This is a genomic window from Lysobacter sp. TAF61 (assembly GCF_052113485.1).
Taxonomy (GTDB): domain Bacteria; phylum Pseudomonadota; class Gammaproteobacteria; order Xanthomonadales; family Xanthomonadaceae; genus Lysobacter_J.
Genome location: NZ_JBFRDH010000001.1, coordinates 188230 through 201308, shown reverse-complemented (window position 1 = coordinate 201308; position 13079 = coordinate 188230). Strand labels below are relative to the sequence as shown.

Here is a 13079-nt window from a genome sequence, read left to right as displayed (position 1 = left end):
GACCGTCATGCGCTGGGTCTGCCTGCTGTTGCCGCAACTGGCGTTGGACGGTGTCCTGCGCCGCCAGCCCGTGCCCGAGCAGCCATTGGCGCTGATCGACGGCCCGGTGCAGCGGCGCGTGCTGCATTCGGTCAATCCGGCCGCGCGTGCGCTCGGGTTGCGGCCGGGGCAGTCGCTGGCGGCGGCGCAGGCGATCAATGCCGGCTTCACCAGCGTCGCCCATGACGCGAAAGAGGCGGCGCACTGGCGTGACCTGGTCGCGGCATGGGCCTACCGTTTCAGTTCGCAGGTCAGCACGCAGTTCTCGCATGCGATCGTGCTGGAGATCGGTCGCAGCCTGAAGCTGTTCGGGCCGTGGCCGCGGCTGGAGGCGCAGTTGCGCGAGGAACTGCGCGAGATGGGGTTCCGCCATCGCCTGGTGGCCGCGCCCAATCCGCATGCCGCGCGCGTGCTGGCCAATGTCCACGATGGCATCGGCCTGACCGACGAAAGCCTGCTGACCGGCCTGGGGCAGATTCCGGTGGAGCGTGCCGGGCTCGATCGCGAGACCGCGCTGTCGCTGTCGCGCATGGGCCTGCGCCGCCTGCGCCAGGTCTTCGAGCTGCCGCGCGACAGCATCACCCGGCGCTTTCCGAAGACGGTGCTGCCGTACCTGGATGCGCTGCGTGGCGAGATGACCCAGCCGTTGACCCTGTACCGGCCGCCGGATGAGTTCGACCAGCGCATGGAGTTCGACCACGAGATCGAATCCAGCCAGGCATTGCTGTTTCCGCTGCGCCGGCTGACCGCCGACCTGGCCACGTTCCTGGCCGGTCGCGACGGCGGCGTGCAGCGCTTCGTGCTGGTGCTCGAGCACGAGCGTTGTGAGGACAGCGAGGTCACGGTCGGCCTGCTCGCACCCGAACGCGCGGCGGCCACGCTGTTCGAACTGACCCGTGGCCGCCTCGAGCAGGCGCAGGTGCCGGCACCGGTGCGCGGCCTGCGCCTGATCGCACAGGAACTGCCGCCGTTCGTGCCGGCCAGTCGTGACCTGTTCGATGCCCGTTCGCAGCAGGCGATGCCGTGGCCGCAACTGCGCGAACGCCTGCGTGCGCGCCTTGGCGACGACGCCGTGCATGGCCTGGCCGTGCGTGGCGATCACCGGCCCGAGCGCGCCTGGGGCGTGGAGGCGCCGGCGCAGCGCGACGTCGCGCCGCCGTCGCTGCCGCGTCCGGGCTGGCTGCTGCATCAACCGATCCCGCTGCGCGATCACGCCCTGACCGTGCTCGCCGGCCCTGAGCGCATCGAGTCGGGCTGGTGGGACGGCTTCGAAGTGCGCCGCGACTATTACCTGGTGGAGACCTCCAGCGGTCAGCGCGCCTGGGCCTATTGCGTCGCCGGCGAACGCGGGCCGTACATGCTGCACGGGTGGTTCGCATGAATACCCCGGTTGCGCTGCCCGACTATGCCGAGCTGCATTGCCTGTCGGCCTTCAGTTTCCAGCGCGGCGCCTCGGTCGCGCAGGAGCTGTTCGATCGTGCGAAGGAGCAGGGCTACCAGGCGTTGGCGATCACGGATGAGTGTTCGCTCGCCGGCATCGTGCGTGCACTGGAGGCGTCGCGGAAAAGCGGCCTCCCGCTGATCGTCGGGAGCGAGATGCGGATCGAGGATGGGCCCGCCATGGTCCTGCTGGTGGAAGACCGCGAAGGCTATGCCGCGCTGTGCCGGATGATCACCGTCGCCCGCCGTCGTGCCGAAAAGGGCCGCTACCGGCTGCTGCGCGAGGACTTCGACGGGCTGCCCGATGGCCTGCTGGCGCTGTGGCTGCCGGCCGACGCCAGCGATGCGGATGTCGGCTGGCTGAAAGCGGTATTCCCCGAGCGCCTGTGGATCGCCGTCGAACTGCACCGCGGCCCGGACGATGACGAACGCCTGCAGGCCCTGCGCGAATTGGGCCATCGCCACGGCCTGCCGCTGGTCGCTGCCGGTGATGCTCACATGCACGTGCGCTCGCGCCGGGTGCTGCAGGACACGCTGACCGCGATCCGCCACCGCACCACCGTGGTCGAGGCCGGGGCGTTGCTGTTCCCCAACGGCGAGCGCCACCTGCGCACACGTCGCGCTCTGTCGGCGATCTACCCGGCCGACCTGCTCGCCGAAACCGGGCGCATCGCCGGGCGCTGCCGCTTCACCCTCGACCAGCTGCGCTACGAATACCCGCGCGAACTGGTCCCGGAGGGCCACACCGCCGCCAGCTGGCTGCGCCACCTCACCGAGGAAGGCGCGCGCTGGCGCTGGCCCGCCGGCACGCCCGACAAGGCCCGCGACCAGATCGAGCACGAACTGGCGCTGATCTCCGAGCTGCGCTACGAGTCCTACTTCCTCACCGTGCACGACATCGTCCGCTTCGCCCGCGGCCGCTCGATCCTGTGCCAGGGCCGCGGCTCGGCCGCCAACTCGGCGGTGTGCTACGCGCTGGGCGTGACCGAACTCGACCCGGGCGCGATGAACATGCTGTTCGAACGATTCCTCTCGCGCGAGCGCAACGAGCCGCCGGACATCGACATCGATTTCGAGCACGAGCGTCGCGAGGAAGTGCTGCAGTACGTGTTCGAGCGTTATGGCCGCGAGCGCGCCGCGCTGGTGACGGTGGCGATCAGCTACCGCGGCAAGAGCGCGATCCGCGATGTCGCCAAGGCGCTCGGGCTGCCGCCGGACCAGGTCAACGAACTGGCCGCGACCATGGAACGCTGGACCGGCGAACTGCCGATGCCCGAATACCTGCGCGAGCGCGGCTTCGACCCGGAGGCGCCGATCCTGCGCCGGGTGATGCAGCTCACCGCCGAGCTGATCGGGTTCCCGCGCCACCTGTCGCAGCACCCGGGCGGATTCGTCATCAGCGAGCAGCCGCTGCACAACCTGGTGCCGGTGGAGAACGCGGCGATGGAAGGCCGCACCGTGATCCAGTGGGACAAGGACGATCTCGACGTCATGCAGGTGTCCAAGGTCGACTGCCTGGCCCTGGGCATGCTCACCGCCGTGCGCAAGACCCTCGACCAGTTGCGCCTGCACGGCCGGCGCGAGATGACCATGGCCGACATCCCGGCCGACGACCCCGACACCTACGAGATGATCGGCCGCGCCGATACCGTGGGCGTGTTCCAGATCGAATCGCGCGCGCAGATGGCGATGCTGCCGCGGTTGCGGCCGAAGAACTTCTACGACCTGGTGATCGAGGTCGCGATCGTGCGACCGGGGCCGATCCAGGGCGACATGGTCCATCCCTACCTGCGCCGTCGCAACGGCCAGGAGCCAGTCGAATACCCGCCGCGCCTGCGCGAGGTGTTCGAGCGCACGCTGGGCGTGCCGCTGTTCCAGGAGCAGGTGATGCAGCTGGCGATCCAGGCCGCCGACTACACGCCCGGCGAGGCCGACGAGCTGCGCCGCTCGATGGCGGCATGGAAGCGCCACGGCGGGCTGGAGCATCATCGCGAACGGCTGACCACGCGCATGCTCGACAACGGCTACACGCTCGAGTTCGCGCAGCGCATCTTCGAGCAGATCAAGGGCTTCGGCAGCTACGGCTTCCCCGAGTCGCACGCGGCCAGCTTTGCGTTGATCACCTACGTCACCTGCTGGCTCAAGCGGCACGAGCCGGCGGCGTTCGCGTGCAGCCTGATCAACAGCTGGCCGATGGGGTTCTACACGCCCGACCAGATCCTGCAGGACGTGCGCCGCCATGGCGTGGGCGTGCTGCCGGTCGATGTGCGCTTCAGCGACTGGGATTGCAGCCTCGAACACCTGCGCGACCAGGCCGGGCTCCGCGACAAGATGCTGTCGATCCGACTCGGGCTGCGCATGATCCAGGGCTTCGACAGTGTTGCCGCCGAGCGCATCGAGGCGGCGCGCGCACGGCGTGCCTTCGACGACGTCGCCGACCTGTGCGAACGCGCCGCGCTGGATCGCCGCCAGCAGGGCCTGCTCGCCGACGCCGGCGCGCTGAAGTCACTGGCCGGCCATCGTCATCGCGCGCGCTGGGCGATCACCGGTGTCGAGCGACAGTTGCCACTGCTGGGCGCGACCGTCTCCGGCAAGGAGACGCAGATCCGCCTGCCGATGCCGACGCCCGACGAGGACCTGCGCGCCGATTACGCGCTGACGGGCACCACGCTGGGTCGCCATCCGCTGTCGTACCTGCGCAAGGCGCTGGCCGCGCGTCGCTGCAAGGGCTCCACCGAGCTGGACAAGGTCGAGCACGGCCGCAGCGTGCGCACGGCCGGGCTGGTGCGCGGCCGACAGCAACCGCAGACCGCCAGCGGCGTGATCTTCGTGACGCTGGAAGACGAGTCGGGAACGATCAACGTCGTGGTCTGGAAGCACCTGGCCGAACGCCAGCGGCGGGTGCTGCTGGAGTCGCAACTGCTGGCGGTGGAAGGGCGCCTGGAACGCGTCGATGGCGTGCAGCACGTGATCGCGCAGCGGCTCGTGAACTATGGCGAGCTGCTGGGCGAACTGGACATCAGCTCGCGCGACTTCCACTGAAACGCGGCAGCAGCCTTACTTCTTCGAAAGCTTCGAGTGTCCGTCGCCATTTCCGCTGGCCTTCACCCGCGCCAGCATGCGCCGCTCGATGGCGCCGACCGCGGCCAGCACCAGCAGGGTCAGCACCGTCGCCGCCAGCGCCAAGAGGTGGTAGCGGAACCCGGCCATCACGCCGATCACCGCGACCATCAGGATCGAGGCGGCCGTGGTGATGCCAGCCACGACCTGCGATCCGCGATGGCCGAAGATCGTACCGGCGCCAATGAACGACACGCCGGCAATAACCGCTTCGACCAGGCGCAGCGGATCGAGGGTGAGGCCTTCGCCATCGAGGCGGTGGTCGGTGATCACCAGTTGGCCCAGGCCAACCAGCAGGGCGGCGGCGCCGGCCACCAGCATATGCGTGCGGAAGCCGGCCGGCCGGTTCTTCAGTTCGCGCTCGAAGCCGATCGCGCCGCCCAGCACCATGGCGATGGCGGTGTCACCGAGCACGATGAGCTGCAAGGTCCAGTCCATACATCCACCCTCGGGCAGGGGATGTATAGATGGCGTCACGAGCGGGCCAGGATGCCGCCACATGCGCGTCACATCGCCCTTCCTAGGATCGGTCCACCTAAACGGAGGGGTGTGACATGGGCATGATCATCTGGTTGATTGTAGGTGGCGTCATTGGCTGGCTCGCGAGCATCGTCATGCGCCGTGACGGTCAGCAGGGAATTCTTCTCAACATCATCGTCGGCATCGTCGGTGCGTTCATCGGCGGCTGGCTGGGCGGCGTGCTGGGCATCGGCGGTGGCGACATCAACGATGGCAACTTCAGCATCGGCGGCCTGCTGCTGTCGCTGCTCGGTGCGATCGTGCTGCTGGCGATCGTCAACCTGTTCACCCGTGGGCGTGCGCGCTGAGCAAGCACGCAATGGTCGAAGGGGCGCGCCAGCCGCTTGCGGCTGGCTGACCAGGAACCTGGCACGCCTATCGATTTCCTGCTGCACTGCGGTACCAGCGCCCCAGCAGATCGGGCAGCCCCTCGACCACCGGAATATCGACCGCGGCAAACGCGTCCAGTGTGTCGAGGACGTGCCGGCGCAGGGCCGCCATCTGCGGCTGGTCGAGCCAGTCCGGTTCGCCCTCGAGGCCGATGAGCAGGTTGCTCGCCCAGGTGAACAGATCGTCGCGGCCGCGCAGCAACTCGCGGCGCAGCCATGGACGCAGCGGACGGTGGACGGTGTATCCACGGCCGGCGAGGGCGGCGGCGTCGGCCTGCAGGACCGCAAGGGCGCCGCGATACCACTCGCTGTGACCGCCGGCTTCCTCGCGGACCAGCAGCGGGACGGGTGCCGAATGCAGGGCGATGGCATGGCCCAGTGAGAGTTCCAGATCGCGCGCATCGCGCACGGTTTCGGTTTCGACCAGGAAGGCCAGGTCGAGGTCGAAGAAGTCGAAGTAGCGTGTGTGCAGCGATTGCATTCGCCGGAGCGGGTGGCGGGAGAAGCCGAGCTTGAGCAGGTCTTCGCCCGCGCACGGGAGCACATACAGATAGCTAGCCCCCTCGCTGACGGCGCGGGTGCTGTCGGGGTCGGCGGTGCGGATGAAGGCCATGGAGCGGATGATCGCGCCGGAAGGGTGCGCGGCCTGTGCATGAACGGACGCCCGCAACAGTGACGCGGCCTTGATGCAGCCGCCCGGATGCTGCGGACATGGCCGCACGCGAACGCACCACGACCGCCAGCAAGTCCGACTCGGCCGTGCAATCGGCCAGGGCCGGCGGCCTGGTCTACGTCAGCGACGGCGATCCCGGCCTGCGCCGCCGCCGCGCAGGCAAGGGATTTTCATACGTCGATGCCAACGGCCGGCGGATCCGTGATGCCGCGACGCTGGCGCGGATCCGCGCCCTCGCCATCCCGCCCGCCTATCGCGACGTATGGATCTGCACCCGCGCCAATGGTCACATCCAGGCGACCGGTCGCGATGCCCGCGGCCGCAAGCAGTACCGCTACCACCCGGACTGGAGCCAGGTCCGCGACAGCGACAAGTTCGATCGCACCATCGCCTTCGGCACAGCGCTGCCGCGCCTGCGCCGACGCCTGCGCAGCGACCTGGCGCGCAGTGGCCTCGGCCGCGAGAAGGTATCGGCGATCGTGGTGGCCGTGCTCGCCGACACCCTGCTGCGCATTGGTAACGACGAGTACGCGCGTGGCAACCGCTCCTACGGCCTGACCACGCTGCGCAACCGCCACGTCGAATTCCTGCGCGGCGGGCGGGCCAAGTTCCGCTTCCGCGGCAAGAGTGGCCTGGAGCACGATGTCGTACTCGACGACGCGCGCCTGACCCGCCTGATGCACCGGTGCCAGCAACTGCCCGGGCAGATGCTGTTCCAGTACCGCGACGACGACGACGAGGTACAGCCGGTCGATTCCGGCCTGGTCAACGATTATCTGCGCGGCGCCACGGGTGGCGACTTCACCGCCAAGGACTTCCGCACCTGGGGCGGAACCCTGCTGGCCGTGCGCCTGCTGGCCGGCAGCGAAGTCCCGTGCAAGGACGACGGGCAGCCCGACACGCAGGGCCTGGTGGCGACCCGCAACGCGGTGATCAAGGAAGTCGCGCAGGTGCTCGGCAACACGCCGGCGATCTGCCGCAAGTCCTACATCGACCCGGTGGTCTTCGCGTGCTGGGAGGATGGGCGCCTGCACCGCGCCACCACCAGCGCGCGCGGGCCGCGGCAGTGGGAGCAGGCGGCGCTGCGGCTGCTGAAGCGTGCGCATCGGAAGTGAGCGTGAAGAGTTCAGAAAGCAAAAAGCCCGCACAAGGCGGGCTTTTTGCTTGAATGGTGGAGGTGGGGGGAATTGAACCCCCGTCCGAAGGCACTCCATCCCCGGCACTACATGCTTAGCGCTCCGTTGGATCTCGTCCCCGAACAGCACGGCGCGCAAAGCGCATCCGGGAACCAGCCTGTTTTGAGTTGACCAGGGACTGACAGGCAACCGTCCCCGGCGATTCCGTGATGATGACCCTACGGTGCGAACACGGACACAAGCACTTTCGGGGCTTACGCCTTAAGCGGCGAGAGCGTAGTTGTCGTCGTTGGCAACTAGAAGTTTGCAGCTGGATTTACGAGGAAAGCTACCCCCTCGGCATGCGCCAGGCGATTTTGCAACCCCCGTCGAAGCCAGTGCACCCCCGGGGACAGCTGTTCGCTGACTCAGCCAGTATAGGGGCGCACTGCGGCGATACAAGCGCCATCACGCTCCGCCGGGCGGCCGCCATTCAACCAACGGACGAGGGCAGGAGCGGACGAACCCCGCGACAATGCCCCGCCGGACGCCCCGGCTTTGTATGCTTGGCGCAATGACCGACGCCGCCGGCCCCCGTACCCCCGATCTCGCGGAGCTGTCGCCAAGGCGGGGCTACCTGCTGGCGCTGATCGTGCTGGTCGGTTCACTGGTGCTGGTGTTCACCGCCTGGCGGGCGGCGCGCGAGCGCGAGCTGCGTGCCGCCGAGGCCGAGTTCATCAGCAAGAGCGCGGAAGTCACCGAGCTGCTGCGCCAGGGCATGATCAAGTACGAACTGGTCGCGCGCGGCGGTGTGTCGATGTTCGCTTCGGTCTCGCGGGAGCGGCCTACGCCGGCGCAGTGGAAGGCCTACGTCGACGGAATGGACATCCAGGAGCGCTTTCCGGGCATGGTCGGGCTGGGTTTCGGCGAGTACGTGACCGCCACGCGCCTGCCGGAACTGCAACTGCTGTGGCGCGATGCCGGTTACGGCATGCTCGAAGTGTGGCCGCGCGGCGAGCGCGCCGACTACGGCCCGATCCTCTATCTGGAACCCAAGACGCCAGCCAACGTCGCCGCGGTCGGCTACGACATGTATTCGGAACCGGTGCGCCGGGCGGCCATGACCGCCGCCATGGACACAGGCAACACCTACCTCAGCGGTCCGGTGCACCTGATCCAGGACGGCCCGCTGCAGGGCACCGGGCTGCTGCTGTACCTGCCGGTCTACCGCGGCGGTAGCCGGCCGGCGACCACCGGGCTGCGGCGGTCCGAGATCCAGGGCTGGGCCTATGTGCCATTGCGCATGGAAGGTTTCGTCAGCAATGCGCTGGGCGCCGTGCATGGCAGCACCAATTTCCGCGTCTTCGACGAAGGCGGCGACGAGCGCCTCCTGTTCGCCACGCCCAAGGGCGGCGACCGCCGTGCGCCGGCGTTCCACCACAGCGAGCGCTTCAACCAGTACGGCCGACGCTGGCGCGTGGATTTCGACTCGGCGCCGCTGGCGGTAGCGGCGCCACGCCTGCAGGGCCTGCAGAACCTGCTCGCGCTGGGATTGTTCTCGTCGTTGCTGCTGTACGCGATCGCCTGGATGCTGGCGCGCACCGAGGCGCAGGCGTACCGGATCGCGGTGCGCATGACCGAGGACTTCCGCCGCAGCGAGCAGCGCTTCCGCAGCGCCATGCTGTACTCGGCGATCGGCAAGGCGCTGCTCGACAGCGAGGGCCATATCGTCGAAGCCAATCCGGCGCTGGCGACCATCGTGGGCCTGACGCCGCAGGCGCTGGTCGGCATGCGCTTCGACGCGCTGTTCGAAAGCGACGAACCGGAAATGATCGCCCATGCCAGCGGCAGCACCGATGCGCAGGGCGTGCACCGCGCCACCCGGCGCCTGCACCGCGAGGGTGGTGAGCCGCGCCAGGCGCAGCTGACCTATTCGCCGGTGCCGGGCAACGTGGGCCAGGACATTGCCGGCCTGGTGCAGGTGGAGGATGTCACCGAGCGCCTGCGCGCCGAAGCCCGCGTGCACGCGCTCAACCGCACCCTGGAGGCGCGCGTGGCGCTGCGCACGCGCGAGCTCAGCCAGGCCAACCAGGAACTGGAGGCCTTCGCCTACAGCATCTCGCACGACTTGCGCGCGCCGCTGCGCGCCATCGACGGTTTCAGCCGGATCCTGGTCGAGCGCCATTCCATTGGCCTGGACGATGCCGGCAAGGGCTATCTGGTGCGCGTGCGACGCGCCGCCGCGCGCATGGGCGAGCTGATCGATGCGCTGCTGAAGATGTCGCGCCTGAGCCGCGGCGAACTGAAGCTGGAGCGCGTCGAGCTCAGTCGCCTCGCCAGCGAAGTGCTGGAAGAACTGAGGGTGGGGGACGGCCGGCGCCAGGTCGAGACCCTGATCGAACCGGACCTTTTCGTCATTGGCGACGCCACGCTGCTGCGCAATCTGCTCGGCAACCTGCTGGGCAATGCCTGGAAGTTCACTCGTGATCGCGTCGGCGCCCGGATCGAGTTTGGCGCCGTGCAGCGCGAGGCCGGCCCGGAATATTTCGTCCGCGACAACGGCGCGGGCTTTGCGCAGGAGTACGTGGACAAGCTGTTCCGGCCGTTCCAGCGCCTGCACCAGAACGAGGACTTTGCCGGCCACGGCATCGGCCTGGCCTCGGTCAAGCGCATCGTCGAGCGCCACGGCGGGACGATCCGCGCCGAAGGCGAAGTCGGGCACGGGGCGACGTTCTGGTTCACGCTGCCGCGCGAAAAGCTGATCGACTGAGACCCGTCATCGCGGCGAAAGCCGGGACCCCTCTGGATCTTGCCACGTCGAAATGGATTCCGGCTTTCGCCGGAATGACGGGGAGGGCGCCGGCCGGCTTGCAGGTCTACGCGCTGCTACGCGTTCTTGTTGTGCCCGCGCATCACGCGCTGCTTCTCGCGCTGCCAGTCTTGTTCCTTGCTCGCCTGGCGCTTGTCGTGCGCCTGCTTGCCCTTGGCCAGGGCGATCTCGCATTTGACCTTGTTGCCCTTCCAGTAGAACGCCGTCGGCACGACGGTGTAGCCGTCGCGCTGGATGCGGCCGATCAGGTTGTCGATCTCGTGCCGGTGCATCAGCAGCTTGCGGGTGCGGCGCTCCTCGGGGACGACGTGGGTCGAGGCCGAGATCAGCGGGGTGATCTGCACGCCGTGCAGGAACATTTCGCCGTTACGGACCACGGCGTAACCTTCGACGATGTTGGCGCGGCCGGCGCGGATCGCCTTCAGTTCCCAGCCCTGCAGGGACAGGCCAGCCTCGAACTTCTGCTCGAGGAGGTAGTCGTGGCGGGCGCGCTTGTTGAGCGCAATGGTCCCGCCGGCGCCGCCCTTTCCCTTATCCTTGCCGGTCTTATTGTTGGAATTCTTGGACATCGCTCCATTGTCCCCGAAGCGGGGCCCGGGCGATACCACGTCGGAAACCAGCCCAGACATGCAGACCATCCGCCGCACCGCCCTTGTCGAACACTCCGCCGCGCGCATGTTCGCGCTGGTCAACGACGTGGCCGCCTATCCGCGCCGGTTCGACTGGTGCGAGGCGGCGCAGATACTGGAAGAGGCGCAGGGCCGCATCGTCGCCCGCCTCGACATCGGGTTTGGCGCGTTGCGCACCTGGTTCACCACCGAAAACACGATGTCGCCGCCTCACCACATCGAGCTCAAGCTGGTGGATGGCCCGTTCCGCAGCCTGGGCGGGCGCTGGGAGTTCCATGCGCTGGACGAGTCGGCGTGCAAGGTCACCCTGACCCTGAGCTTCGAACCGAAGGTGAAGCTGCTCGGGCCGGCCATGGCGATCGGTTTCCAGGGGCTGGCCGACCGCATGGTCGACGACTTCATCAAGGTGGCCGATCGCGGCGAAGAGGCGGCGGCCGGGGCATGAAGGTCGAGGTCGTCCGCGCCTGGCCACGACGCTTCGAGTCGCTCCATCTGGAGTTGCCTGCAGGCGCGAGTGTGGCCGATGCGCTGGCCGCGGCCGGACTGGCAGGCGACGAGGAAACCACGGGCTACGCCGTGTTCGGCGTCCGCGCGAGTGCCGATACCCGGCTGCAGGATGGCGACCGCCTGGAGTTGCTCAGGCCGTTGCAGGTCGACCCGAAAGAGTCGCGACGCCGTCGCGCGCGGCAGGCGCCACGCACGTAACGGCAGGGGATTTGCCCCAGCGCAGGGGCAGGGGGCGGCGCGGGTCCCGCGCTGCGGCCGGACTCAGCGCCCGCGGCGCTTGCTGTCCTTTTCCTTGGGCAGGTTGCGGCCGAACTGCTTGGGCGCGGCCTTGGCCAGTTCCTCGTCCTGCTCGGGGAAGTAGTCGCCTTCCCACTTGGCCAGGGTGTCGCCCTCGAACCACAGGGTGAGGTTCTTGATCTCGGTATGGCCGACCCGGTCGGTGCGCTGGGTCGAGGTGTAGTCCCAGCGGCTGTGGTGGAACGGGTCTTCGATCGACGGCGAACCCAGCAGCAGGGTGACCTGTTGCTTGCTCATGCCGGTCTGAAGCTGGTCGACATTGGCCTTTTCCAGCAGGTTTCCCTGATAGATAGGCTGCTTGTAGAGGATGCCGCACCCACCGGTGATCATGGCGATGGAAAGGACCAGCAGGAGCTTGTGCATCGTGTGCTTCGGCATCGGTGTCTGCGACAGGCGGATAACGCGGCGATGATACACTGAAGCCCGCATCCACCAAGCGCGGACGCAGGCGGCGGCGCCCCGGTCGCGTTCATCGGGCGTTCCGGCGCCCGGTACCCCGGGCCCGGGGAGGCCCGTCCGGAGCAGAGCTTGACCCCGAGGAAACCTGATGGAATCGCAAGACCTGCGCAACGCCGGATTGAAGGTCACCCACCCGCGCCTGCGGATCCTGGAACTGCTCGAGCAGTCCAAGCCGCGCCACATGACCGCCGAAGACATCTACCGGCACCTGCTCGAGCACGGTGAGGACATCGGCCTGGCCACGGTCTATCGCGTGCTGACCCAGTTCGAAGCGGCCGGCCTGGTGCTCAAGCACAATTTCGAGGCCGGCCAGTCGGTCTATGAGCTCGACCGCGGTCACCACCACGATCACATGGTGGACGTGGACACCGGCAAGATCACCGAGTTCGAGAGTGCGGAGATCGAGGAACTGCAGCGCAAGATCGCCGCCAAGCACGGCTACGAGATCGAAGAGCATTCGCTGGTGCTGTACGTGCGCAAGAAGCGCTGAAGTGTGAGGTCCGGGCCAGGGCAGGCCCGAAGAGCAAGCATTGCCGCCGCCTCCAATCGCGGAGGGGCGGCCAACCACAAGGAAGAACGCCATGCTTAACCAGTTGCTCTGGGCACTGCTGCTGACCGCGATAACCGTGGTCATGCACAGCGGTTACAGCGCCATCACGATCAAGCAGCTCGCCAAGGCGCAAAGACCGCGCGAAGGCCGCTACCTGCATTTCTTCCTGGTCCGCGTGGTCATCGAGCTGATGCTGCTGCACAGCGCCGAGACCATCGTGTGGGCCTGGTTCTACGAGTGGAAGAACGCCGAGTGGGACTGGAACACGTCGCTGTACTTCTCGGTGGTCAGCTTCGCCACGCTCGGTTACGGCGACGTCCTGCTGCCGCCGCAATGGCGGCTGGTCGGCGCGCTGCAGAGCCTGGTAGGCGTGCTGCTGGCGGGCTGGTCGGTGGCGCTGCTGGTGGCGGTGCTGCAGACGACGCTGCGCAAGAAGGCGGCCGAGAGCAATATTCCTCTCGAATAGGATCGCTGCAGGCGCGAACATCTTCGCGCCTGGAGGAAGTATCCGG

Annotated in this window: 13 protein-coding genes and 1 other RNA gene; 9 read left to right on the top strand and 5 right to left on the bottom strand. The window is 68.0% G+C overall.

Annotation, left to right across the window (positions count from 1 at the left end; all coding sequences use genetic code 11):
- Positions 1-7: 7 nt before the first annotated feature.
- On the top strand, positions 8-1420 hold the full coding sequence (locus AB4Y64_RS00935; protein WP_441814586.1) for a Y-family DNA polymerase: 1413 nt from the start codon (positions 8-10) through the stop codon (positions 1418-1420).
- Entirely contained in the window at positions 1417-4521 is a 3105-nt protein-coding gene (locus AB4Y64_RS00930; RefSeq protein ID WP_441814585.1) for an error-prone DNA polymerase, read from the top strand. The genes AB4Y64_RS00935 and AB4Y64_RS00930 overlap by 4 nt, the downstream gene beginning before the upstream one ends.
- Positions 4522-4536: 15 nt before the next feature.
- Here the strand turns inward: AB4Y64_RS00930 and AB4Y64_RS00925 are convergent, their stop codons facing one another.
- Positions 4537-5037: an MgtC/SapB family protein gene (locus AB4Y64_RS00925; protein ID WP_441814584.1), complete on the bottom strand. Its 501-nt coding sequence runs from the start codon at positions 5035-5037 to the stop codon at positions 4537-4539.
- A 116-nt stretch (positions 5038-5153) separates the two neighbouring features.
- On the opposite strand from AB4Y64_RS00925, the gene AB4Y64_RS00920 reads away from it, so the two are divergent.
- The gene (locus AB4Y64_RS00920; RefSeq protein WP_441814583.1) at positions 5154-5426 is read left to right on the top strand and encodes a GlsB/YeaQ/YmgE family stress response membrane protein; all 273 of its coding nucleotides are present in this window, start codon (positions 5154-5156) and stop codon (positions 5424-5426) included.
- Positions 5427-5493: 67 nt separating this feature from the next.
- Here AB4Y64_RS00920 and AB4Y64_RS00915 read toward each other — a convergent pair whose 3' ends face one another.
- The gene (locus tag AB4Y64_RS00915; protein ID WP_441814582.1) at positions 5494-6120 is read right to left on the bottom strand and encodes a GIY-YIG nuclease family protein; all 627 of its coding nucleotides are present in this window, start codon (positions 6118-6120) and stop codon (positions 5494-5496) included.
- Positions 6121-6218: 98 nt separating this feature from the next.
- Here AB4Y64_RS00915 and AB4Y64_RS00910 point away from each other — a divergent pair, with 98 nt between their 5' ends.
- Positions 6219-7295 carry a DNA topoisomerase IB gene (locus AB4Y64_RS00910; protein WP_441814581.1) on the top strand — a complete coding sequence of 359 codons (1077 nt, stop codon included), beginning with the start codon at positions 6219-6221 and terminating at the stop codon, positions 7293-7295.
- Between the two features lie 54 nt (positions 7296-7349).
- On the opposite strand, the gene ssrA is transcribed toward AB4Y64_RS00910, so the two are convergent.
- Positions 7350-7703, bottom strand: a transfer-messenger RNA (tmRNA) gene (gene ssrA / locus AB4Y64_RS00905).
- A gap of 166 nt (positions 7704-7869) precedes the next feature.
- Between ssrA and AB4Y64_RS00900 the strand changes: the two genes are divergently transcribed.
- Positions 7870-10065, top strand: coding sequence for a CHASE domain-containing protein (locus AB4Y64_RS00900; RefSeq protein WP_441814580.1), 2196 nt, complete (start codon positions 7870-7872; stop codon positions 10063-10065).
- 116 nt (positions 10066-10181) lie between these two features.
- On the opposite strand, the gene smpB is transcribed toward AB4Y64_RS00900, so the two are convergent.
- Positions 10182-10694, bottom strand: a complete 513-nt coding sequence (smpB, locus tag AB4Y64_RS00895) for an SsrA-binding protein SmpB (protein WP_441814579.1) — start codon at positions 10692-10694, stop codon at positions 10182-10184.
- Positions 10695-10752: 58 nt separating this feature from the next.
- Here smpB and AB4Y64_RS00890 point away from each other — a divergent pair, with 58 nt between their 5' ends.
- A complete protein-coding gene (locus AB4Y64_RS00890; protein WP_441814578.1) occupies positions 10753-11199 on the top strand; it encodes a type II toxin-antitoxin system RatA family toxin in 447 nt (148 codons plus the stop codon).
- Positions 11196-11459 (top strand): RnfH family protein, encoded by a 264-nt coding sequence (locus AB4Y64_RS00885; protein WP_441814577.1) that lies wholly within the window; start codon positions 11196-11198, stop codon positions 11457-11459. Before AB4Y64_RS00890 ends, AB4Y64_RS00885 begins: the two co-directional genes overlap by 4 nt.
- Before the next feature lie 63 nt (positions 11460-11522).
- Here AB4Y64_RS00885 and AB4Y64_RS00880 read toward each other — a convergent pair whose 3' ends face one another.
- A complete protein-coding gene (locus AB4Y64_RS00880) occupies positions 11523-11921 on the bottom strand; it encodes an outer membrane protein assembly factor BamE (protein WP_441814576.1) in 399 nt (132 codons plus the stop codon).
- A gap of 184 nt (positions 11922-12105) precedes the next feature.
- Between AB4Y64_RS00880 and fur the strand changes: the two genes are divergently transcribed.
- Complete coding sequence (fur, locus tag AB4Y64_RS00875) at positions 12106-12507, top strand: ferric iron uptake transcriptional regulator (RefSeq protein ID WP_158730850.1); 402 nt, start codon at positions 12106-12108, stop codon at positions 12505-12507.
- 91 nt (positions 12508-12598) lie between these two features.
- A complete protein-coding gene (locus AB4Y64_RS00870; protein WP_441814575.1) occupies positions 12599-13033 on the top strand; it encodes a potassium channel family protein in 435 nt (144 codons plus the stop codon).
- The last annotated feature ends 46 nt before the right edge of the window (positions 13034-13079 follow it).